At 30.7% G+C, this 25,411-nt stretch carries 20 protein-coding genes; 3 read left to right on the top strand and 17 right to left on the bottom strand.

Features of this window, described 5'->3' with window-relative positions; all coding sequences use genetic code 11:
* Window positions 1-128: 128 nt before the first annotated feature.
* The 13 genes from KPL37_RS15980 to KPL37_RS15920 all read right to left on the bottom strand — a co-directional run bounded on the left by KPL37_RS15980 (window position 129) and on the right by KPL37_RS15920 (window position 14,518).
* On the bottom strand, window positions 129-1,121 hold the full coding sequence (locus KPL37_RS15980) for an NAD-dependent 4,6-dehydratase LegB (RefSeq protein WP_216150977.1): 993 nt from the start codon (window positions 1,119-1,121) through the stop codon (window positions 129-131).
* Window positions 1,122-1,137: 16 nt separating this feature from the next.
* Window positions 1,138-2,193, bottom strand: coding sequence for a nucleotidyltransferase family protein (locus KPL37_RS15975; RefSeq protein WP_216150975.1), 1,056 nt, complete (start codon window positions 2,191-2,193; stop codon window positions 1,138-1,140).
* Between the two features lie 4 nt (window positions 2,194-2,197).
* The gene (locus KPL37_RS15970) at window positions 2,198-2,839 is read right to left on the bottom strand and encodes an acetyltransferase (RefSeq protein ID WP_216150973.1); all 642 of its coding nucleotides are present in this window, start codon (window positions 2,837-2,839) and stop codon (window positions 2,198-2,200) included.
* Between the two features lie 27 nt (window positions 2,840-2,866).
* Window positions 2,867-4,015 carry a UDP-N-acetylglucosamine 2-epimerase gene (neuC, locus tag KPL37_RS15965; protein WP_216150971.1) on the bottom strand — a complete coding sequence of 383 codons (1,149 nt, stop codon included), beginning with the start codon at window positions 4,013-4,015 and terminating at the stop codon, window positions 2,867-2,869.
* Between the two features lie 87 nt (window positions 4,016-4,102).
* A complete protein-coding gene (neuB, locus tag KPL37_RS15960; RefSeq protein ID WP_216150969.1) occupies window positions 4,103-5,146 on the bottom strand; it encodes an N-acetylneuraminate synthase in 1,044 nt (347 codons plus the stop codon).
* Window positions 5,139-5,843: an acylneuraminate cytidylyltransferase family protein gene (locus tag KPL37_RS15955; protein WP_216150967.1), complete on the bottom strand. Its 705-nt coding sequence runs from the start codon at window positions 5,841-5,843 to the stop codon at window positions 5,139-5,141. Before KPL37_RS15955 ends, neuB begins: the two co-directional genes overlap by 8 nt.
* A 2-nt stretch (window positions 5,844-5,845) precedes the next feature.
* Window positions 5,846-6,838 (bottom strand): GNAT family N-acetyltransferase, encoded by a 993-nt coding sequence (locus tag KPL37_RS15950; RefSeq protein WP_216150965.1) that lies wholly within the window; start codon window positions 6,836-6,838, stop codon window positions 5,846-5,848.
* 11 nt (window positions 6,839-6,849) lie between these two features.
* Window positions 6,850-7,590: an N-acetyltransferase gene (locus tag KPL37_RS15945; RefSeq protein WP_216150963.1), complete on the bottom strand. Its 741-nt coding sequence runs from the start codon at window positions 7,588-7,590 to the stop codon at window positions 6,850-6,852.
* Between the two features lie 34 nt (window positions 7,591-7,624).
* Window positions 7,625-8,713, bottom strand: coding sequence for a Gfo/Idh/MocA family protein (locus KPL37_RS15940; RefSeq protein WP_216150961.1), 1,089 nt, complete (start codon window positions 8,711-8,713; stop codon window positions 7,625-7,627).
* Window positions 8,714-8,903: 190 nt separating this feature from the next.
* A complete protein-coding gene (locus KPL37_RS15935) occupies window positions 8,904-10,220 on the bottom strand; it encodes a nucleotide sugar dehydrogenase (protein WP_216150979.1) in 1,317 nt (438 codons plus the stop codon).
* Between the two features lie 450 nt (window positions 10,221-10,670).
* Complete coding sequence (galU, locus tag KPL37_RS15930) at window positions 10,671-11,585, bottom strand: UTP--glucose-1-phosphate uridylyltransferase GalU (RefSeq protein ID WP_216150959.1); 915 nt, start codon at window positions 11,583-11,585, stop codon at window positions 10,671-10,673.
* A gap of 106 nt (window positions 11,586-11,691) precedes the next feature.
* Window positions 11,692-12,762 (bottom strand): tetratricopeptide repeat protein, encoded by a 1,071-nt coding sequence (locus tag KPL37_RS15925; RefSeq protein ID WP_216150957.1) that lies wholly within the window; start codon window positions 12,760-12,762, stop codon window positions 11,692-11,694.
* Between the two features lie 22 nt (window positions 12,763-12,784).
* Complete coding sequence (locus KPL37_RS15920; protein ID WP_216150956.1) at window positions 12,785-14,518, bottom strand: phospho-sugar mutase; 1,734 nt, start codon at window positions 14,516-14,518, stop codon at window positions 12,785-12,787.
* 316 nt (window positions 14,519-14,834) lie between these two features.
* Between KPL37_RS15920 and KPL37_RS15915 the strand changes: the two genes are divergently transcribed.
* Window positions 14,835-16,325 carry an aminotransferase class I/II-fold pyridoxal phosphate-dependent enzyme gene (locus tag KPL37_RS15915; RefSeq protein ID WP_216150954.1) on the top strand — a complete coding sequence of 497 codons (1,491 nt, stop codon included), beginning with the start codon at window positions 14,835-14,837 and terminating at the stop codon, window positions 16,323-16,325.
* A 42-nt stretch (window positions 16,326-16,367) separates the two neighbouring features.
* Here the strand turns inward: KPL37_RS15915 and KPL37_RS15910 are convergent, their stop codons facing one another.
* Genes KPL37_RS15910 through KPL37_RS15900 form a run of 3 tightly spaced genes read right to left on the bottom strand, consistent with a single transcriptional unit; the run spans window position 16,368 to window position 21,659 of the window.
* Complete coding sequence (locus KPL37_RS15910; RefSeq protein ID WP_216150952.1) at window positions 16,368-16,826, bottom strand: 2-thiouracil desulfurase family protein; 459 nt, start codon at window positions 16,824-16,826, stop codon at window positions 16,368-16,370.
* Window positions 16,827-16,854: 28 nt separating this feature from the next.
* Window positions 16,855-19,221, bottom strand: a complete 2,367-nt coding sequence (locus KPL37_RS15905) for an endonuclease MutS2 (RefSeq protein WP_216150951.1) — start codon at window positions 19,219-19,221, stop codon at window positions 16,855-16,857.
* A 59-nt stretch (window positions 19,222-19,280) separates the two neighbouring features.
* Window positions 19,281-21,659: a U32 family peptidase gene (locus KPL37_RS15900; RefSeq protein ID WP_216150950.1), complete on the bottom strand. Its 2,379-nt coding sequence runs from the start codon at window positions 21,657-21,659 to the stop codon at window positions 19,281-19,283.
* Window positions 21,660-21,879: 220 nt separating this feature from the next.
* On the opposite strand from KPL37_RS15900, the gene KPL37_RS15895 reads away from it, so the two are divergent.
* Both KPL37_RS15895 and KPL37_RS15890 read left to right on the top strand, forming a co-directional pair.
* A complete protein-coding gene (locus KPL37_RS15895; protein ID WP_216150949.1) occupies window positions 21,880-23,874 on the top strand; it encodes an elongation factor G in 1,995 nt (664 codons plus the stop codon).
* Between the two features lie 41 nt (window positions 23,875-23,915).
* A complete protein-coding gene (locus KPL37_RS15890; RefSeq protein WP_216150948.1) occupies window positions 23,916-24,074 on the top strand; it encodes a PhzF family phenazine biosynthesis protein in 159 nt (52 codons plus the stop codon).
* Between the two features lie 214 nt (window positions 24,075-24,288).
* Here the strand turns inward: KPL37_RS15890 and KPL37_RS15885 are convergent, their stop codons facing one another.
* Window positions 24,289-25,278, bottom strand: coding sequence for a glycosyltransferase family 4 protein (locus tag KPL37_RS15885; RefSeq protein WP_216150947.1), 990 nt, complete (start codon window positions 25,276-25,278; stop codon window positions 24,289-24,291).
* Window positions 25,279-25,411 lie beyond the last annotated feature (133 nt).

The following is a 25,411-nucleotide window of genomic DNA, read 5'->3' as shown; positions in this document are numbered from 1 at the left end:
TCCTACTGAAGATACCCAATTAGTATCTATACAGTCTTTTACGTATTTGAGTTCATTGCCTCGTATCTCTGGTATACATAAAGGTATCATAACAAAAACCTCCTATTTTTTTAAACGTTATTCTTTTGTTAAACATTGTATATGTCTGTTTTAAAATACTGCATATTGTTTTTTATCCACTCTACTGTTGCTTCGAGGCCTCTGTCTATATTATAATTTGGTTTCCAACCTGTTAATTCTTTTATTTTAGTATTATCAGCCCATAATCTATTAACTTCACTGTTTGTAGGTCTTAATCTCTCATCATCACAAATGATTTTTACATCTTTTCCTATTATTTTTATTATTTTTTTAACCGTTTCGCCTATAGTTATTTCATAATTTGAACCAGCATTAATAACTTCACCAATAGTTTTTTCACTTTCCGCTATTTTTATGAATGCCTCAGCAGTATCCTTAACAAAGTTAAAATCTCTAGTTGGAGTTAAACTTCCAAGTTTAATTTCTGTTTTACCTGCAAGTATTTGAGATATTATCGTTGGGATTACAGCTCTTGCAGATTGTCTTGGTCCATAAGTGTTAAATGGCCTAATAGTTGCTATAGGCATATTAAAGCTTTTATAATAACTCTCAGCCATTTTATCTGCTCCTATTTTAGATGCTGAATAGGGAGACTGACCTTGCATTGGATGTTTTTCATCAATTGGTACATAAAGGGCTGTTCCATAAGTTTCAGACGTTGATGTATGTACAATTTTTTCTATGTCGTATTCTCGACACGCTTCTAAAACATTAGTGGTACCTTCAACATTTGTTCTTACATAGGCCATAGGGGATAAATAAGAATATGGAATAGCAATAAGTGCTGCAAGATGAAGCACAACTTCTTGCCCTTTTATAATTCTTTTCATTCCATCATATTCTCTTATATCACCAGTAACAACTTTTATACTGTCTTTAATCTTTTTATCAAAAGTATCAATCCATCCCCAGTTATTAAATGAGTTATATTGAGCGAGCGCCGTAACATCTGCTCCAAGTTCCACTAATCTTTCTGTTAAATGACTTCCTATGAAACCTTCAGCACCAGTAATCAAAACTTTTTTTCCTTGCCAATTCATTTAATCTACTCCTTTTTTATAGTTTGAAAAATTTATCAACATCCGTGTTGGCTTTTCTATAGTCCTCTATTTGTCCTATGTCCTTCCAATACTCAGTTATTTCATATATACCTGACTTATATTTATTATTAATTGCATCTTCTATTAGGTCTGTCATATTATAAACTTCATTTTTATGTATATATTTTATGATTTCTGGATTTACTACATATACTCCACCATTAATATTAAATTTGTATGTAGGTTTTTCTTCCAAAGACTCTATAAGCATATTATCAGTAACTAATACACCATAAGGAACATTTACCTCATAATTTCTAACACCTACAGTTATACTAAACTTATTTTTAATATGATGATTTAAAAATTTTTCGAAATCTATTCCTGTTAATATATCTCCATTTATAACTATAAATGGTTTAACAAATTTTTCTTTAACTAACGCTATTGATCCTGCTGTACCTAGTTTTTTTGTTTCTCTAATATATTCTATGTTTACTCCAAATTTTTTCCCATCTTCAAAGTACTCCTCTATTATTTCTCCTTTATAGTTAAGAGATATCATGAAGTTATTAAAACCATATTCTTTGAACTGTTCTATTATAAGTTCTAGTATTGGTTTGTTACCAATTAATAACATAGGTTTTGGTACTGTTTCAGTTAGTGGTCTTAATCTAGTTCCTAATCCTCCAGCTAGAATAAAAACATAATTGTCCTTTTTATCATAAGATAATATATCATCAAGAAAATATAAATCAATTAGTTTTTTATCTTTATCAATTACAGGAACCTGTCTTATATTGTTACTTAACATATACTCTTTTGCTTTCTTTTTACTATGCTCTTCTGTAACAAATTTAAAATTTTTAAAATATGTACTCTCTATACTATCATTTATGCTTAAATCCTTAAGCATAGCACGTCTTATATCGCCATCTGTAATAGTTCCCACTAATTCATTATTTTTATTTACAACTAGCGCTCCACCAGTTAAATTTTTATCTATAACTCTCATAGTCTCTTTTATTGTAGAACTAGCTACTATACAATAATTTTCAATTGGAAATTTCACAATATCACCTGCGCTTTATAATTTTTGATGGAACTCCTACAGTCACCACATTATCTACTACATTATTAATTACCACAGCTCCCGCTCCTATAATTACATTATTACCTATATGTAGAGCTTGAATTATACAACTTCCCATCCCTACATGTGTATCATGACCAACTTTCACTCCACCAGCTATACATGCTTTAGGAGAGATATGGGTATTCCTTTGTATTTTACAATCATGCTCAATTACTACACCAGTGTTTATTATACAATTTTCTTCTATGGAAACACCTGGATTAATTATAGCTCCTGGCATTACACAAGTTCCAGAAGCAATACTCGCATAAGATGAAACTATTGTATCTTTATGTATAAGTACCGGTATATTAAAGCCTATATCCTTTAATTTATTATATATCTTATCACGAAGTCTAATATTTTGAAGTGCACCAATACATACAAAAGCATTTTCTACACCATCATTATATAATTTTTTCAAAATACTATCATCACCTATTATAGGGATATCTAATACTAATTTTTCGCCTCTAAACGTCGTATCTGTTACACCTATAATGTCATATTTACCAACACTTTTTATAATATCTATAATTACCTTGCAGTGTCCACCTGCACCTACAAGTACGATTTTCTCCATAATTTCACCTCAACTTTAATTTCTAAGTTAATAAGTAATTCTCTTTTGTATAAGTTGCCTATCTAGCTTTACTTCACTTATAATTCGTGCTATTTTTTCGCTAGCATTGCCATCACCATAAGGATTTATACAATTTTCTAATTGCTTCTTAAAACTCTCATCGTATATTGCTTCTTTAACACCTCTTATAACAGATTCTTTTCCATAAGGAACATCTATTATATTATGAGCTCTTAATCTTCCATCCTGTCTTGAACCTATATTTACTACAGGTAACTTGAAACTAGGTGCTTCAATTATACCTGAAGATGAATTCCCTATCATTACCTCTGCTATATCTAAAAAGCTAAGGTATTCTACTTGACTTAAGTTTCTAAATACCTTTAAGAATGGATATTTAGCTCTATATTCTTCAATTACCTTTATGATTTCACGTCCGCCATTATCACTGTTAGGGTATGAAACTATAGTTTGATACCCTAGTTCTACAACTGCATCAAGTGTTTCTCGTATTTGCCATTCTACCATGTCCCGTTCTGTAGTTACTGGATGCTGCGTTAATAAAAGTATCTTATCATCTTTTAATTCAAACCTCTTTAGCATTTCACTTCTTGATATATATTGTGTTTTTTTAATATAATCAAGACCTGGTGCCCCTACTACATAAATATTCTTTTCTTTCTCACCTAATTTGATGATTCTTTGCTTACTATCATCATTAGCAGGAAAGTGTATATGTGAAAGTTTAGTTATAGCATGCCTTACAGATTCATCTACTGTTCCAGTTACTTCTCCCCCATGAATATGAGCCACAGGTATATTCATATGGATAGCTGCAGTTGCTGCAGCAAGCATTTCTCCCCTATCCCCTAGTATTAATAAAAGATCTGGTTTTATGCGATCAAAACTTTGAGCCATACTTATAATTGAAAGTCCTATTGATTTAGCCATAGAAGCACCCGTATCTGATGCTAATATAGTTTCAAACTTATCCGCTATATCAAACCCATCTTTTTCTATTTCATTTATCGTCATTCCATATTCAGGACATAAATGCATTCCACATACAATAAGCTTAAGGTCCAAATCTTCATGTTTTTCAATTTCTTTAAGGACATAGTAAAATATTCCATAATCGGCTCTTGTACCTGTTATAACCGCTATCTTTCTTTTCATATTTATCCTCCTTGCAGCACTCTTAGGTAATAACAATTAATTGTTATTCTCCTATTGTATATAAACGTGAAACTAATTAGTTAATTTCTATTCTATAATATTTAAAGTTATTTGTTCATCTATTTTTATATCTCTATTGGTTTTCTTTCCAACAATATCTACATAAAATTTAGGTGAAAGTCCAGTTCCAGGTCTTTTATAATCCAAATCCATTAGAGTTATAATCTGCCCTTTTTTTATATATCTAGAAGCAACAACACTTTTTCTTGCAGCCTTCATTGTATCTACTTCACTTGGATTATACCTTTTAATACCATTCCCAAGTGACATTTCCACATCCCTAATTGCTTGAACCATATCTTTTAGTTCCGTAGGATTTAATGAAGCTTTATGGTCTGGTCCCTGCATATTTTTATCTATTGTAAAATGCTTCTCGATTATATTAGCTCCAATAGCTACTGCCGCTATTGGCACTGTTATGCCCTTTGTATGATCAGAATATCCGCTTACAACTTTAAAAGCATTTTTTATAGTATTCATAGCATTCAAGTTAACACTTTGTAATTTAGCTGGATAATTCGAAGTACAGTGAAGCACAGCAACCTCGCTATTTTCCAAACAATAAATTGCATTTAATGCTTCTTCAATTTCCGAAAGATTTGCCATTCCAGAAGATAATATTATAGGTTTATTAAATTTTGCTATATGTTCTAAAAGAGGAATATTTGTTAAGTCTCCTGAACTAATTTTAAAAGCTGACATTCCTATAGACTCTAAAAAATCTGCACTTTCAAAATCAAAAGGAGTAGACAAAAACATAATCTCCTTATATTTACAATATTCTTGAATTTCTATAAAACTTTCTTGTGATAGTTCCAGTTTCTTTAACATGTTAAACTGTGATGAAGTATGACCAATATTACTCTTTTGATAAGCAGCCATATCCGCATATCCAGTAACTAACTTTTCTGTTTTAAATGTCTGAAATTTTATTGCATCAACCCCTGAAATTATAGCTTTATCTACCAGTTGTTTTGCAATATTAACGTCTCCATTGTGATTAACCCCAGCCTCTGCTATAATAAACGCTCGGTTTCCATCACCTATAATTTTATTTTCTATCTTAAACATCTATGCTCTCCTTTATTATAAGTTCTACAAGTCTTGCATCGAGCATTGTATCGATATCTATAGAGCTTTCTTTGTCCATTACATAAGGGACTGTATTTTCATCAACAAACTTTCTTTGATTTATTAACATATCATTTGAAACTATATATAATGCACCATTAAATTTATAAAAAGTAGGTAAATCTTGACGTCTTAGATTTGTTCCCTCAAAACTTATAATTTCTTTTAGTTTCTCATTTTCTATTCTTCTCATAAGGACAGGATTTTCATCTGCTTCACATACACTTACAAGTGATGTGCTATTTGACTCTATAAGTTTCTCTATAGCATTATCCAAATGTTCAAATGTCCTTAGTGGCGACGTTGGTTGTAATAATATTACATAATCAAAACTAACATCATTCTTTTTATAAAAATCAATAACATGCATTACTACATCTATAGATTTTGAAGTATCATTTGATAATTCCTCTGGTCTTAGGAAAGGTACTTTAGCTCCATACTGCTGAGCTATCACCTTAATTACGTCACTATCCGTTGATACTATTATCTCATCTATATATTTAGATTTCTTTCCTGCATCAATTGTATAAGCTATAAGTGGTTTACCACATATAGACATAATATTTTTATTGGGTATACTCTTAGAACCACCTCTTGCTGGAATAATAGCGAGAAATTTTTTATTCTTATACATAATTATCCCCTTCTAAGTATGATTTTTCCGTACTTTCTTATATCCTCTTTCAAATTTAGAATAATCGAATTATTTTTACTTATCCTGAAATATTGCTTTTGAAGCGCTCCAAAAGACCTAAACATACTTTCTATCTGAGGAGCTACTGAACCCTCAAAATCAAATTTATTAGTAAATTTTGCTGAATATTTTATAGCTTCAAAAATGTTTAAATACATAGCTCCACTATTTCTAAATTTCGGATCAGCGCCACCTAATAAGTAATATGCAGAGTTACTATCATATACAAGATATAATGCTGCATGAAGGTTATTTTGTGAATCCACTGTAAAAAGCATCTTTCTTGATTTGTTTTTATTTATTACTTTATCAAAGTTACTAAACCAATTAAAATCAAAAGGTACCGCCATCTTTTGCCTTTCAAAAGTTTTTTTCAGCATACTATACATATCAGTAAGTGTCAAACTATCAATTACTTTTAAATTAAGACCCATACACTTCTTAATAACAGACTTCGTGCTATCTGAAAATGCACCTCTTACTTTTTCAATATCTTGGATACCTTCTATTACATAAGTGTATCTAGTTTGCTCTTTATATCCCTTCCACATAAAAGGCATCCAATTAGTAAAATTATAATGAAATGCACAATCAAAAAACTTTAACTTAGGAATATTATTTACAAATTCCATAGTTATATCTTTTTCTTTTGAAATTTTCTTCACATATTTCATTTGGGAGAAGTCATTAAAAAGTATACCCAGTGTTTGAGTAAGCTTTGGCATTGATACATGTACCTTATTAGTTTCAGTTATAGGCATCCCAGCTACTAACCTGTTGCCTTTATCAAAACACCCTAATATTTTATAATATGATCCTACTGCATCAAGCCAAAATGTTTTAGCAAATATGCTACCTTGTGGCGAGTTGTCTACAAACTCATTCCACAGTCCATATTCATTCTTTTCTAAATTTCTAAAATTATAATTTCCCATCTTTACTTCCTTTACTGATTTTTAAGCAATTGATTCTCTGGTACATCGCGCATTACCTTAGCTGGATTACCCACTACAATAACACCTTCTTCAACATCCTTTGTAACTACACTACCTGCTGCTACAAAACCATCTTCATATATAGTAATACCTGGCAAAATAACAGCTCCTGCCCCTATCCTACCACCATTTTTAATAGTTACACCTTTAAATTTACCAAATCTTTCTTTAGAACGTGCTGCATAATTATCATTAGATGTTGTGACGCAAGGTGCGATAAATACATAATTTCCAACTAATGAATATGCTGTTATATATACATTAGTTTGTATTTTGCAATTAGAACCAATCTTGCAGAAATTTTCAATAGTTGTACCACGACCGATAATTGTTTTTAAACCTACTGTTACATTTTCTCTTATTACAGCAGTATCAGCAATTAATGTTTTATCTCCAATTTCGCATCCACAATAAATGATTACGCCTGCCCCTATGAGGCATCCTTCATTAATTTTAGCTGGTAGTAATTTTTCTTCACTTTTAAATATACTGTTTACAGATCTCATAGGCTCTTTACCTATTACTGTATTATCATCTATTCTAACATTATCTCCTACAATAGTTCCTTCATGTATAACTACATTACTTCCTATAACACAATTATCACCTATTACTACCTCATTATCTATTACTACAAAATGTCCCATTGTTACATTTTTGCCCAATTTGCTTTTATCTGAAACATACTTCATGAAAAAAACCCCTTTTCATATAATATCTTTATATCTATTTTTTCATCTGCATTGTTGAAAATTCTCCCATTGGAAATTTAACTGGAAGTCCTGTTAGTCTTGATTTATAAGCTGCAAGTATTATAGACATACCTTTTTTTCCTTCTACTCCATTTATGAGCGGTTGTCTATTGGTATTTATAGCATCTATCATGTCTTTAAATAATGGTGTATGACCAAAACCATATACTGAATCTGGGTCTCCCTTTTGCTGCTTTAATATTTCTTCCTCGGTATCCTTATTATCACCGAATCTCCAAGTTTCTATTGCATTAACTGCAATTCCACCTATAACTACAGTGCCCTTTTCACCAAATACGCTTAGTGTTTCTTCTAAATTTTTAGGATAAACGCAAGCAGAACCTTCAACTACACCTATGGCTCCATTTTTGAATCTAATGATTATTGCTCCAAAATCTTCAGCTTCTATGTCTCTTAAAAAAGTTCCACACTGTGCATAAACAGTATCTATTTCTCCACCCATCATCCATTGTAATAAATCAATATTGTGAATGCATTGGTTCATCAAAGTACCACCATCAAGTTCCCAAGTTCCTCTCCATGGTGCTTGAGTATAATATCCCATATTCCTGTTCCAAAGGATTCTTGCTGTTCCATTAACTAATTTTCCAAATCTATTCTCCTCAACTGCAGCTCTTAGCTTTTGTATTGGCTCATTAAATCTGTTTTGATGACTAACACAAAGCTTAACATTATTTTTATTTGCACATTCAATCATTCTGTCAGCATCTTGAGTAGATAAAGCCATCGGTTTTTCTACAAGTGCATGTTTCCCTTTATTCATACAATATATAGCTATTTCTGTATGATAACCACTTTCAGTAGCAATTGACACCATATCGATATCTACTTTTTCAAGCATTTCTTTATAATCCGTGTAAACTTTAACTTCTACGTTGTTACCTGTTTTTTCTATGTATTCATCTTTTTTAGCGACAGCATTAGCTTCTACAACGTCACAAACTGATACAAGTTCAATTTCATCCCTATTTTGAATTATAGCCTCTACATGTTTATATGAAATTCTTCCGCATCCTATTATTGCCATACGTATTTTTTTCATTTAAATTCCTCCTTATAATATCCCTTAAAACACAGCATCTTTAAGTAAATGTTCTTCAAGATTTCTCACTACTTATATCTGTTGGTTAATAAAATAGTGATTTCTATAATTTTGGCATGCAATATTATAAAATAGTTTACAATGCTTGCATGCCATATTTATTATATTAAATAATCACTTTAGATGTTTTTTAAAGCTTATTTATCTTTTCTCTATTATTTACAACATGTTTTGTAGCATTTCTAGTATCATATAACAAAGTAGCTTCTGCCACAATTCTTTCATAATCATAACTACTGTGATCTGTTGTTATGATCACTATATCTGCATGTTTTATTTCATCTTCCCAATTTACAGTTATATATTCTTTGCCGTTATGTGTGAACTTAGGTATAAACGGATCATTTATAATGATGTCAGCACCATTCTTTTCTAACTGTTCTATAACCTTTAATGTTGGTGACTCGCGCATATCATCTATATCTTTCTTATAAGCTGCACCCATAAGAAGCACTTTTGCTCCGTTTAAAGCTTTTTTCTGACCATTTAAAAGTTTCATAACATTTTCAAGCACAAATTCAGGCATGTAATCATTAATTATACCTGATGCTTCTATTAATTTTGTATGATAATCAAACTCTTTTGCTTTCCACTCAAGATAGAATGGATCAAGAGGTATACAATGTCCACCAAGCCCTGGACCCGGGTAAAATGGCATAAAGCCATAAGGTTTAGTTTTAGCTGCATCTATTACTTCCCAAATATCTATATTCATTCTTTTACACAAAATAGCCATTTCATTAGCTAATGCTATATTTACATTTCTAAAAGTATTTTCAAGTATTTTTTCCATTTCAGCTACTGCTGGTGAAGACACCTCTAATATATCTCCCTCAAGCACACTTCTATATAACATCCCAGCTACTTCAGTACAATCTTTAGTACATCCTCCGACTACCTTAGGAGTATTTTTTGTATTAAATTGTTTATTTCCTGGATCAATTCTCTCTGGAGAAAACGCTAAGAAAAAATCGACTCCACATTTAAGTCCAGATTCCTCAAGTATTGGTTTAAGCACTTCTTCTGTTGTTCCTGGGTATGTAGTACTTTCAAGTACTACAAGCATTCCCCTATGTAAGTACTTAGCTACACTTTTAGTTGATTCAACTACATATGATAAATCTGGTTGTTTATATAAATCAAGTGGTGTAGGAACGGCAATACATACTGTATCAACATCCTTAACAAAACTAAAATCTGTAGTAGCTTTAAGTTTTCCAGATTTGACTAATTTATCTAAATCTTCATCTACAATGTCACCAATATAATTACGTCCTTCATTTACCATTTGAACCTTTTTATCTTGAACATCAAACCCTATTACCTCGTATCCTACCTTAGCCTTCTCTACAGCTAGTGGCAATCCCACATAACCAAGTCCAACTACACCAAGTCTAGCTGTTTTATTCTTTAATTTTAATAGTAATTCATCTTTTAACTGAAACATTTTGTTACCTCCTGCAACCTTAAAGGTCTTATTTAATACATTATCTTTCTTATACACTTTTTTATCTGTATAAACTTTTACATCCATTAAAAATAATATATGTTTAATCGCAAAGATTTTTTCATCAGTTTTATTGTGTTCTTATACTTTATCTCGTTTAAATCGTCGCAACTCTCCCTAACCATTTTACATCATTTCTAAAATTATTCAACATATTTTTTATACTTTCATAATCATAATAACATCTGTCAGCATGTACTATTATATCCTAAATCATTCTATTTGTATAATTTATAAGAATATATTAACTATTTATTTATATTTCTTTAAATTAATACAAATTTTGTTTTGTTAAAGTCCCTAAATTTTTATTCAAAAAAATTCATCTAACTGATTATAACTTCTATTTTATACAAATAAAAAGCTAGTTTTACTAGCTTTCTATTTGCATTATTTATTTTGATTATTAGTACATTTACTATAAATTTCTTTAAACATATCATTGTCCTTAATAGTTAAAAGATATTTCATAAAGGTTTCTTTAAGCTCATCTCGTTTAAGTGCATATTCTACAGTCGCTTCTAAAAATCCTTCTTTATCCCCAACATCGTATCTTCTACCCTCAAAATTATAAGCGTACATATCTTCCTCTGATATTAAGGTTTTTAAAGCATCAGTAAGTTGTATTTCGCCACCTTTACCTGGCTTTGTATTTTCCAAAATATCAAATATTCTAGGTGTTATAATATATCTTCCAAGTATTGCTATATTTGATGGAGCTTCATTTGCTTTAGGCTTTTCTATAACATCTTTAACCTTATAAACTCTGTCTTCTACTGATATTCCATCTACAATACCATATTTGGAAACTTCACTTTCAGGAACCTCTTGAACTCCTATAATTGAAGTCTCATATTTTGAGTAACAATCTATAAGTTGTTTAAGGCAAGGCACATCACTATCTACCACATCATCACCAAGCATTACAGCAAAAGGTTCATTTCCAACAAAAGTTTTTGCACAACTTATCGCATGACCTAGACCTTTAGGTTCTTTCTGACGTATATAATAAATATTCGCTAAGTTGGATATATTTTGAACCATCTTTAGAACTTCATCTTTACCATTTTTTTGTAACTGGTATTCAAGTTCAACTGACTTATCAAAATGGTCCTCGATAGCTCTTTTATTTCTTCCTGTTATAATTAATATTTCCTCAATTCCTGCTGCAACTGCCTCCTCTATAATATACTGTATTGTTGGTTTATCAACAATTGGCAGCATTTCTTTAGGTTGCGCTTTTGTAGCTGGTAAAAACCTTGTGCCAAGCCCAGCTGCTGGTATTATAGCCTTCTTAACTCTCATAATTCTTCTCTCCTCTAATAAATGCTCCAAATTTTCTATTTATAATATTATGTCCATCTTTGCCCAAAATATGTATCACATTACATTAAATATTCTATCTACACCATTATTTGCTTTTAGTAAAAAGTTTTTCTAAATCGATCACAACTTCATCCTTCGCATCTATTTTTTTAGCTATCTCCAAATGTATCCTTGCTTGTTCAACATTTTCTACATTTAGATAACACATAACTAGATTTGTACATATCTCTATAGATTTTGTAACTTCAAATGCTTTCCTAAAATATTGTATTGCCATCTCGTAATTTTCAAGGCAAGCATAATTAATTCCAAATTCATTAATCACCTCAATTAAATCCTTATCAATTGCCACTGCCTCATTTAAATAATATATTGCTTTCTCATAATTTTGTAGAATTCTATAGGCAACAGCGCAATGATAATATATATCTGGTCTGTCTCCTAATTGATTTATCAAAGGTATTAAAATTTTAAGTGCCTCTTTAGGATCCGACTGCACTAACTCTTTTGCTTTTTCAAAACCTGTTATGGTTTCCAATGAATTTTTAAGTTCAATAACATCTAAAGTTTGTTCCCCACCATTGGTAGTATAATTTCTTAAAGCCATTAATGCTAATTCATGTTTCTTTTCACTATTTAATACTAATGCCTCATATAAATATGAATTACTATAATGAGTAATATTTTTAGCTTTTTCTACGAGTTTTAGTTCTTCTTCCTTAAACATAATATTTTTAAGTCTTAATTTATCAACTAAAAGAAAAATTTTATCATAATTATCTATACTTTCCTCTATTACTAATAATCCTTTTAAAATAATATATGCTTCTTCATAATTTTCAGCTTTAATTTCTTTAAATATTACACTCTTAATAAATCCTGTGGAATTTGGTACAGTGTTAATAATTTTTTTATACTCTTCATTATATTTAAAGTGTTCATCTGCACCTATTACATAAAACATTCCCTCTATAAACAAATTAACTTGTATATTTTTAAAATCTTCCTTTTTCTTTACCTTTTGGATTATTTCATTAGTTCTCACAGGAAAATAAATATCCTCCAAAATTACAAAATCGTTGATTTTACTATTCTTTTTTATTTCTAAAAAAAGAAGTGCTGCTAATTTTTCTGAAAAATATGTTTTCATATCCATACTTACACCTTCCTACTTTTCTTTAATTTATACCTGCCTTATCAATTGTTTCCATAACGTCTTTTCTTAAATCAATTAGCTTTTCAGATGCATTTTCCAAAGAATCTCCCTTAACCGATAGATAAATTTTCATTTTTGGTTCTGTACCTGATGGCCTAACTACAAACCAAGAACCATCCTCTAATACAAATTTTAATACATTTGATTTCGGTAATTTAATAGATTTTTTGGTATTGCTAATTAAATCCATTTCTAAACTCAATTTATAATCCATTTTTTTTATAATCCTATTATTATTTATGGATTCTTTCATTGAATTCCTTAGATTTTCTAATATATTAATTATTTTATTTGCACCATCTTTTCCTTTGAGTTCTATTGAAACTAAACCTTCTTTATAGTATCCATGTTCCTTGTAAATACCAATCAAAGCGTCATACAAACTAAGGCCTTTATTTTTATAATAAAGTGTCATTTCACAAATAAGCATTGCAGCTATAACCGCGTCTTTATCTCTAACAAAATTTCCTGCTAAATAGCCAAAACTTTCTTCAAATCCAAAAATAAAGTCTTTCTCACATGTCTTTTCAAACTCTTTAATTTTTTCTCCAATATATTTAAAACCTGTAAGCACATCTAACACTTCTACATTATATTTTTTAGAAATAGTATCTACCATATCTGTAGTAACAATAGTTTTTATTAAAACACCATTACTCGGCAATTGTTTAGTCTCACTTAATGAATTTAGTATATAATTACTTAATAATACCCCTGTCTGATTCCCTGACAATACCTTATATTTTCCTTCATCACCCTTAACTACTACTCCAATTCGATCACAATCAGGATCTGTACCAAAAATAATATCTGGATTAATATCCTTTGCCATTTCTAATGCTAACTCAAACACCTTTGGTTCTTCTGGATTAGGATATGGTACTGTTGGAAAATTTCCATTTGGCATCTCTTGTTCTTTAACAACAAACACATTATTATAACCTAATTCTTTTAAAACTCTTCTAACAGGTATATTTCCAGATCCATGAATAGGAGTATAAATTATTTTTAAATCACTAGCATATTTATCAACCAATTCTTTTCTTATAGTTAAATTCTTAACCTTATCCATATATGATAAATAAATGGGTTCTCCAATAATTGTTAATATTCCACTTTGCCTCGCATTATCAAAACCCATATTTTTAACTTTAGAAAAGTCTTCTACGCTACCTACGCAAGTTATAATATTTTTTGCAACTTCATCAGTAACTTGTCCTCCATCTTCTCCATAAACCTTATATCCGTTATATTCTTTAGGATTATGTGATGCAGTAATAACAATTCCAGCCTTACTTTCCATTTTACGAACAGCATAAGACAAAATTGGTGTTGGTGTTAATTTTTCAAATAAATTTACTGAAATACCATTAGCACAAAGAGTTTCTGCAGCGGCTTTTGCAAATTCTATTGACATATTTCTTGAATCATATGCTATGGTAACTGAAATTTTTCCGGTATGTTTTGATTTTAAATAGTCCGATAAACCTTGAGTAGCTTTTCCTATTGTATGTATATTCATTCTGTTCGTACCCGCACCTATTAAGCCTCTTAGTCCACCTGTACCAAACTCTAAGTCCTTATAAAATCTATCTTCAATTTCTTTTTCATCTACTAATTGTGCAAGTTCTTTCTTTAATTCTGCATCTATAAAACTTGAATTAATCCACTTCTCATATTTTTCTTTATACGTCATATATATTGACCTCCTCATGTTTTTCTATAGAAAACAACAATTGATATTTTCTCTAATTTTTTGTAACAACATCCCTTTAGTCTACCATATTATACTATCAACCTATCACAAATAAAAGGTATTGTTGATGTCTTTATTACAAATTGTTATTTTCTTAAGATTTTAAATCCAATTATTTTGTATTAATTTATAATTATAAAGGATTATAATTGCAATTGCATATCTAATCCTCTATAATTATAAATTGGCTGAATGAATATATTTTTAATAGCGATTTAAATAGTTAATATAAATTCTTTTGAAAGGGGTGTATAAAATGTATAGATTAAATCAAAATGAAACTCCATTATTTGATGCTTTAATGGAATATGTTGACAGAGATACCTTACCTTTTCATGTACCTGGTCATAAAAAAGGCTTAGGAGCTGATGAACAATTCAAAAAATTCATGGGAGAAAACCCTTTTAAAATTGACGTTACAGTTTTTAAACTAGTTGACAGTTTTCACCACCCAACCGGTCCTATTAAAAAAGCTCAGGAATTAGCAGCAGATGCCTATGGTGCTGATGCATCATTTTTCTCAGTTCATGGAACATCTGGTGCCATTCAAGCTATGATTATGTCTGTAGTTGGATCTGGCGATAAAATTATTGTACCTAGGAATGTACATAAATCAATAACTGGCGGTATCATTTTATCTGGTGCTATTCCAGTTTATATGCAACCAGAGCTAGATAAGAAAATAGGAGTTGCTCATGGGGTTTCTCCAGAAACAGTCGAAGAAACCTTAAAGAATAACCCTGATGCAAAAGCTGTACTTATAATAAATCCTACATACTATGGCGTTTCCACTGATATTAAAAGAATTGCAGAGATGGTTCATGAATATGACATCCCTCTTATAGTTGATGAAGCTCATGGCCCTCATCTTAATTTTAATAGTAGATTACCAATCTCCGCAATGGAAGCTGGTGCAGATATCTGTGCTCAAAGTACACATAAAATTATAGGGTCATTAACTCAAAGTTCAATGCTGCATGTAAATTCAAAGCTTGTAAACCCCGCTAGAGTTAAACAACTAATAAACTTAATGCACACAACATCACCATCCTACATACTAATGGCATCCCTTGATTGTGCAAGGAGACAAATTGCATTAAACGGGACTGAACTATTAGAAAAAACCATTGACTTATGTAATTATGTAAGAAGTGAAGTAAATAAAATACCCGGATTTTATTGTTTCGGCGAAGAAATTTTAAATGGCTTTGGAGCTTATGCTTTTGATCCAACTAAAATCACAATAACTTGTCGTGAACTCGGCATAACAGGTTATGACTTAGATATGATACTTTCTAATAAATATCACATACAAATGGAGTTATCTGATATTTATAATATATTAGCAGTTGGGTCATTTGGTGATACGAGAGATGGAATGGAGCAATTGCTAAAGGCTCTAGGAGAAATAAGTTATGAATATTATGGTAAGGGCACAAAAAAAATTGATTTTATTGATATACCTAGTATTCCAGAGCAAGTTCAAATTCCTCGTGAAGCATTCAATAGCGTAAATACCGCGGTAGAAATAAAGAAAAGCGTTGGTATGATAAGCGGTGAATTCTTAATGGCTTATCCACCTGGCATACCAGTTCTTTGTCCTGGTGAAAGAATAACTAAAGAGATTGTAGATTATGTTGAGAAGTTAAAAAACACTGGATTATATGTTCAAGGAACCGAAGACCCTGAAGTTGAATATATAAAAGTTGTTCTTGAAGAAGATGCGGTGCACATAACTGTTGACTAGAACTAAAAAGAACTCCAATTTTGGAGTTCTTTTTATTTCTAGTCATAATTTTATATCATTTAAATTTTCCTCGGTAAAAACCTTTATGCCTTTGGATATCAAAAGCTCAGCAGTAACTCCATTTCCCGACCTTAGAGTACTACTAAAGGTTCCATCATATATTTTAGAAACTCCACAAGAAGGACTTCTCGCTTTTAAAACAGCACAGGTTGCGCCTATAACCTCTGCTATTTTAAGAGTTTCATAAGCACCTCTTAAAAACTTAGCAGTTTTGTCATTATTCACAGGTCCAATAATAGTTGCTTTACCATCTATTACATCAAGACCATTCCCATTTAAAATTTCACATGGCTCCCTTGGAGTCTCTAGCCCGCCTAGTTGTTCTGGACAAACAGGCATCGCTTTCCCTTCTTCTAATAATTTAAGTACGCGCTCATCTAAATTATTGCCACCATCATATCTACAATTAATACCGCATAAGCAAGCACTTACAATAATCATATCTAACCATCCTTTATTAGGCTTTTATTTATTTGATCTCTACTACAGTAACTCCGCTACCACCCTCACCATAATTTCCCAATCTATATGTTTTAGAATGACCATGCCTCTTTAGCATATCAGTGATAGCATTTCTTAAAACCCCCGTTCCCTTACCATGGATAATAGTAACTTCCTTAAGTCCTCCAAGGCAAGCTTCATCTAAATATTTATCAACAGTAAAAATAGCCTCCTCCGAATCCATGCCTCTTAGATCAACTGAGGTAGATACATTACTTAGATTTAGCTTCATTTCTCTCTTTTTTATCTTAGCTTTTTTCTTATCTTCCTGAGAAAGCTTTGATACACGTAAATCATCTACTTTAACGTTTATCTTCATGATACCAGCTTGAACCTGTACCTCACCTTTTTTATCTGGCTTTGAAATTACAATTACCTTCTGGTTAAGAGATGGCAAAAATACCTCTTCTCCTTGTTTTACATTTTTTATTTTTTCTCCTAGATCATTATTATTTTTTTCTACATGAATTTCTATACTATCAAGCTTATTTTTAATTTTTTTTCTTTCCTCTTCAAGCTTTTGCCTTGCTTCAGATGAATATCCTAGCTTTTCTAGTTCTCTCATATTTTTAAGAATAATATCAGATTCTTCCTTAGCGCTTTTTATAAGTCTCTTTGCTTCCCTTTGAGCTTCATACATTGCATTTTCACGAATGTTTTCAAGTTTATATAATTTTTCCTGATATTTGTCTTTTAGCTTGCTAGCGTCTTGTTTTAAAACCTCAGACTCCCTAGCATCTCTCTGCGCTTTTATGCTCTTTTCTTGTAAACTTTGTACTAATTCTTCAAACTCTAAGGTCTCTATAGAAATATTTTCTCTAGCACTTTTAATAATGTAATCAGGAAGTCCTAATCTTTTTGAAATTTCAAAAGCATTTGATTTACCTGGTACTCCGATTATTAATCTATAGGTTGGACTTAGTGTGTCCACATTAAATTCTACAGAAGCATTTTCCACCCCTGAAGTTTTTAACGCATATCCTTTTAATTCACTATAATGAGTAGTTGCAACAACTTTTGTACCTCTTGCTCTTAAATTTTCGAGTATTGAAACGGCAAGTGCTGCTCCCTCTGTAGGATCTGTACCAGCTCCTAATTCATCAAATAGAGCTAAAGATTTTATATCTGCTTTTGCAATTATATTTACTATATTTGTCATATGAGAAGAAAAGGTAGATAAACTTTGCTCTATGCTTTGTTCATCCCCTATATCTGCGAAAATTTCATCAAAAAAACTTACCATAGAACCTTCTCTTGCTGGAATTAAAATTCCGCTCATAGCCATAAGTTGAATTAACCCAACAGTTTTTAACGTTACTGTTTTACCACCTGTATTGGGTCCTGTTATTACAAGAGACGTAAACTCTCGGCCTAAATATATATTACTAGGTACTACAACCTTTGGATCTATAAGTGGGTGCCTTGCCTCAATTATATCTATTATTCCATCTTCATTAACCTTTGGTATAATAGCATTAATCTCTATTGCATACCCTGCTTTTGCAAAAATAGAATCCAATTCCCATACTATATTTGCATTACTTGAAACTATATTTATATTTTCATATATTTTGTAGGAAAGTTCTGCTAAAATCCTCTCAACCTCAGCTTTTTCCTTTAACATAATTTCCTTAATTTCATTATTTAAATTTACTAAACTCATTGGCTCAATAAAAAGCGTAGCTCCTGAAGAACTTTGATCATGCACAATTCCTGGTACACTCGCTTTATGTTCTATTTTAACGGGAATTACATATCTATCCCCTCTTATAGTATAAAGACTTTCTTGAAGGTATCTGGCATAGCTCCTAACTAACGAAGTTACCTTATCTTTTACCGAGGCATTCTTATCTTTTAGAGATTTTCTTAAACTAAAGAGTAAACTACTAGCCCTATCAGAGATTTCTTCATCACTAATTATAGCTATAAAGATTTCGTCTTCTAATTTTTTTATCGGAACAATTCCAATACATATGTCATCTAAAACTCTCGATGAAAGTTCATCCCCATTGTTACCAACATAATTTTGAAATAATCTGGCACATCGCAGCATTTGGGCTATTCTTAAAAGTTGCGTTGGCATAAGTGTGGCTTCCTTTGATGCTCTTATTATTGCAGAGCGAACATCATATATACCCTCAAAAGGAGCACTTCCTTTTCTTGATAAAAGAAGTAACGCCTCATTAGTTTCTTGTAAGTGTTCCTTTACTTCATAAACATTTGTGTAAGGCTCCAAATTATCTATAATATCTTTACCGGCCGTAGTATGGGTATATGTTTTAATTTTCTCTTTAATTTTATAATATTCTAAAACCTTTAATGATTTTTTATTCATGATCCACCGTCTTCCCTTTGTTAAAAAATTTATAGTTTATTAGACGTAAATATTATTGATTATTCAACGCCTCTTTTATAATGACCTCTTGTATAATTTTTAAATTCTCCTTGCCACTCTTTGTTAATATAATTTGTAAGGACTTCAATAGTTTCATCATAACTTTCTTCTATAAAATCTAATCTAAATGAAATAATTTTATTCTTTTTAATTTCCTCTATATTAGGTATTAAATTAACCGCAACATTATTATAGATATAACTTCTACAATATTTGTCAGTTCTAATGCTAAATTCTACACCTTTTCTGTCTTTAAGTGTATAATCTCCTTTGCTGCAATTACCAAGGCAAGTCTTATTTTCACTCTTATTACCAAAAACGCTACCAATGACGCAATACTCACTAACCATAAGTTCATATTTTCCATATGCCATAATTTGAAGTGGCAGTGAACTTTTATACGCAATTTTTTTTATTTCTGTTGCATTTAATTCAGTACTAATACAAGTTCCAGTAAGAAATTCCTTATAGAAATCTCCTGCATAACTGTTGAAAATATTTAATTTATAATCACCGATAATCATTGTTCTTTTATTAAACCTACTAATTATACCCAAATTAGCAGTTATAATACCTTTTATATTACCTAGATTATTTTCTATAAACTCACAAACACTTTCAAATTCACCCTTAATAATATTGGGAACTTTAATATAAATATTTACATCCTTTATGTTTAGATCCATTGTGCATCCACGCATAAAAGGATTTATAGCAATATTATTAAATCCCATTTTCATTGTAGCCTTTAACTGAGAAGCTGTTGAAACTACAATAAGAGTTTCAGGCATAATTTTATCTTTTTCCTGTGTTAATTCTATATCCTTATTATCTTCTTGTAGTGAAAGTCCTTTATTATAATTAATCTGTGTTTTAGTATTCTCTCGTTTATACTTTTCTATTATAAAGTTTTGCACAGATTCCACTAATTCTCTTCTCACTAAGTTTAATGATGCCATTGGCATAAATCCATCCTCGAAACTTTCAAAAGTAACCTCATTTATTAAAAAAGGTGTATCTCCTGTTTTAGATAAACTCTTAATTATACGATCTTTATCTAGTGGCTTATTTATGGCTTTTTGAACAAGTTCTCCGATCATTTCAAAAGTTCTACCAAGATAATTCGTACTTATTCTTAGCGGTTTATTCACACTAAATTCTATTAAAAGATTTATTCCAATTTTCCTTCTATATTTATCACTATAACTTTGAGCGAGCTTATTCATTAATAAAACATCTGTTATTTTATATAAGGAGTCTCCAGCTTTAAATTTAGTTGGTTTTAATAAAACCCTATCACCCTTTAGTGCTACTTCTACATCTACTCCGTCCTTTATAATTTTAGATATTGTAAACCCATCCTCAAGGAACATTACACCATCTTTTAAAACAACATCTTCTAAAAGTGTTACCGTTAAATCACTCGCCACTGTTCCAATTGCAATTCCAGAATTTTTAGGAACTTTGTATGCCATCATATCTTTTCCTTTATTACCATATAAATATGCCTTTGAAAATCCTTCTCTATTAAATAATTGAGTTAAAACTTTAGTATCCTTATCTAATTTTTGTATCTTATTATTATAAATATTATTAAGCGCACGTCTATATATTTCCACTGTACCTGCAACATATTCTGCTCTTTTCATTCTTCCTTCAATTTTAAGTGAAGATGTACCACTTGCAACTATATCTTTTAAACTATCTAATGTGCAAGTATCCTTAGGGCTTAATAGGTATGCCTTATGTTCTTTGTTATTAACCTTATCTATCAAAGTATATGGTAATCTACATGGTTGGGCACATCTGCCTCTATTCCCACTTCTACCGCCAATAATGCTACTCATAAGACACTGTCCTGAATAACATATACATAAAGCTCCATGAACAAAAACTTCTGTTTCCACGTTTAAAGTATTAGATATAAAATCAATTTCTTCTAAACTAAGCTCTCTTGACAGAACAATTCTAATAAACCCAATCTTCTTTAAAAATAAGGCAGCTTCTCCATTGTGAACCGTCATTTGCGTTGACGCATGCAATTCAAAATCCGGAAAATTGTTTCTTATCAAATATATTAACCCAGTATCTTGGACAAGCAATGCATCAACTCCAATGCTATATAAAAATCCTACATACTCCATAATTTCTTTTAATTCATTATCCTTTGCTAGCGTATTTAAAGTAACATATACGCGTACCCCATAAATATGGCAATAATCTACTGCAATAGTTATATTTTCTTCATCAAAATTAGAAGCGTAAGCTCTTGCCGAGAACTTGCTTCCTCCCATATAAATTGCATCTGCTCCCATTTGAACTGCTGCATATACACTTTCCATGCTACCAGCAGGTGCTAATAATTCAATCTTCTTCATTTGCATCTCTCCTAATAAGTCTTCTATATCCTATTATACAATAAATGTTGTAATAAATTAAGTCATTAAAACATTTTACATTAATATAAGCGTTTATTTTCATGTTTTATGCCAATGGACACAACAAAAATAATGGAATATAATAAAAAATAGACTAGCTTACTTCTTCTTTATTATTTGAGAAAGCCTAGTACAAAAAATTGCTAATGGAGATATGAATATGACAATAAAAAATAATATTAGAAATATTGGAATAGTAGCTCATGTAGATGCTGGTAAAACAACTTTAACCGAGCAACTACTTTACCAAAGTGGTTCCAGTAGAATTCTAGGCAGCGTAGATAAGGGTACAACCCATACAGATTCTTTAGCTATGGAAAAACAAAGAGGTATTTCAGTTAAAGCTGCTGAAACAGATTTCACTTACAAAGGAACTAATGTACATGTTATAGATACCCCTGGACATATTGATTTTAGTTCTGAAGTAGAAAGAAGTATAGGCGTTCTAGATGGAGCTATAGTTGTATTATCTTGTGTCGAGGGAGTACAACCTCAAACAGAGGTATATTTTAATGCTTTAAAAGAATTAAATACACCTTCAGTATTTTTTATAAACAAACTAGACCGTATTGGGGCATCTCCCTATAAAACTATTAAGGATATGAAAAAGTTTCTAACTAATAAACTTATACCACTACAGTTAGTTTATGAAAAAAACAACGAATTTATTGTCAAAAACATATTTGACAATGTAAATTCTTCTAAAAATATATTAGAAATAAAAGATGAATCGTTTAAACAGTTACTTGAAGATATAATAGATATACTAGGTAATAACAATGAAGAAATTTTAAATCAATTCTTCGACGGGACTTTAACCCTAGAAATAATAAAAAGTGAGATAGTTCTGCAAGCAAATAGTGGTCAAATTTACCCTGTGCTATATGGCATAGCATTAAGAGGTGAAGGAATTAATGAGTTGCTTGATAGCATAATCGATTACCTCCCAGGACCTGATAATTTAGATGATTCAGATCTATCAGCCCTTGTATATAAAATATCCCATAACAAAACATTAGGTAAAATAGCTCATATAAAAATATTTAGTGGATTGATCTCAACTAGAGATGATATTTTAAATGTAACTACAAACAAAAAAGAAAAAATTACTATGATAAAAAAAGTCGTTAATCAAAAGCCAATTGATGTATCAACCGCTAGTAGCAGTGATCTAGTAATGGTAAGTGGCTTAAATTGTAGCATATACGATGTCCTGGGAAGCAAAACCCATATTCCCATTCTTAAAACTATTGCAACTCCTCTTCTCACCTTAAGAATTTATTCAAAATTAGAAGAAGATTATGTAACTTTAGTTGATGCTTTAACAATACTTCAAGATGAAGATCCTCTTCTTAACGTGTTATGGATAAAAGAAAAAAAAGAAATTCATCTTAGGATTATGGGTAAAATTCAGATTGAATATATTGAAGATATTTTAATGGAAAGATTTAATGTTCAAGTTACTTTTGGTCCGCCTTCTGTAATCTACAGGGAAACTCCTATATCAAGTGGCTATGGTGAATCACGTTACACTATGCCTAAACCCTGTTGGGCTATAGTTGAATTTTTTATTGAGCCACTACCAAAAGGAAGTGGACTTATCTATGAATCTAAGGTTAGAACTGAAAAGGTAAAAATAAAATATCAAAGAGAAATAGAAGATAATCTTGATAAGATTTTAAGTCAAGGTATCTATGGTTGGCCAGTTACTGATTTAAAAATAACCTTCACTCAGGGTGAAGACCATGTTATGCATTCACGGTCAGGTGACTTTGCAGCTTCCGCCGCCATGGGCATAATGAGAGGCCTACGCGTAATAGGTACCACACTACTTGAACCAATAATTAATTTTAGAATTACAGTGCCTGAGAATGTAGGTGGAAGAGTTTTAAATGATATTATAAAAATGCGCGGTAGCTTTGATACTCCATTTATACACAACAGTAGCTTTACAATAAAAGGTAAAATACCAGTATCTACTTCCCTTGAATATCCCGGGGACCTTGGAAAAATTTCTTCTGGAAAAGCAGTAATGACAACCAGTTTTTCAGGCTACGAGCCCTGCTCCTTAGAAATAGGAGCAGTAAGGGAAAGAATTGGTGTAAACCCCTTAGACAGAGCTAAATTTATACTCTCTGTGAGAAACGCACTATAGGAAATCATTCAAATAATAGTATACTTAAATGTAGGTTAATAATGATTAATATTTATCAAGTAAATGCTTTTACTAATGAACGGTTTAAATGTAATCCATCAGGTGTATGCGATTTAGATGAATTCTCTGCTTCTAAAAGTATGCTTAATTTAGCTAAGGAAAACTATTTAAATGATATCTTTTTTCTCATATTATGCTAACAAAAGTATATATTGCGTAGAATGCATTTAAGCAAGCTTTAGTAATTCTTAATTTATTTTTTTTGTAGCTGCGTTAAGAAAAATTCATGTTTGAGCAAAGCGAGTTTGAATTTTTTAGCAGATGCAAACAAAATAAATTTTAGAATTTCTTAGCGATGCGCAAGCACTCTAGCAATATATACTTTTAGTTATAGCATAATATGAGAAAAAATCTTTATTTAAGGATTTCTAAATAAATTTTATATAAATCATTTGTTAGTTTCTTATAGTTATAGTTTTGATTAACGTAATTTTTAAGAATGTTATCCTTATGCTTTTCAAACCCATTTTTCACTGCATCGTACATACTTTTATTATCATATGGATCACAGTATAAAGCCATTTCTTTAAAATATTCTTTTGCACATCCATCTTTAGTTGAAACAATATTGCACCCACTTGCTGCTGCCTCAAGTGATGATAAACCAGGCATTCCTACATAACTTGGATTTACGTGCACCTTTGCAAATCTATATGCATTATATACATTATAATTATCCATAAATCCTAAATGGACTACGTTCTTAAAATTAGTACATTCTTTAAGGTACTCATTGTCATTTACATTTCCAATTAAAACTAACTGTTTCCCAAGTTCTGCACATATTCTACATAAAGCAAGTTGATTTTTGCTTTCACTTATCCTACCAACACATAAAACATAATTGTTTAAATTATATCTCTCAGTAAAATTATATAATGGTATATCATCATTTTCTACTTCTACACCATTGTGTATGACTTCGCTTTCCACCTTAACATGAAATTCACTCTGAATAAGTTCCTTTTCTAATTCACTATTACAAATAATAGCTTTGCTTTTTTTCAAAATTTCTTGTTTATAGCTGCTACACTTTTCATATAACTTCAAACTTTCAATCTCATTGTTTATCATGTGATGTTTTTTCATATCCCAATGCATAGGAGATATTACTAAGTTTTTTTTGTAAAAATGTGCAGTCTTATAATATCTATATGTTTCACCTGCTTTGTCAATATTAAATAAATGTACTATATCATAACTAGAATAATCATATATTCCACCATCATTTATATCTACAGTTACCCCTAATTTTCGCAAATATTCAGCTGTTTTAATTACCTTCATAGAATCCACTGCAAAATTTCTGTAATAATCTTGTCTAACACACAATAGAACTTTCATAATGCATTCCCCCTCCCCTATAAGATAGTGTTAACACTATCTTTGTTTTATTTATTTAAAACCCTGCTATTGCAAGGATTGTAGCTGTTTTTAGCACAAAAAACAATGACCCCCTCTATTTGGTATAATTGTT

It is taken from the genome of Clostridium frigoris, from assembly GCF_018861865.1.
GTDB lineage: Bacteria > Bacillota > Clostridia > Clostridiales > Clostridiaceae > Clostridium_AD > Clostridium_AD frigoris.
Note: the sequence above shows the minus strand (reverse complement) of the source record. Positions and strands in the feature narration are given on the sequence as shown.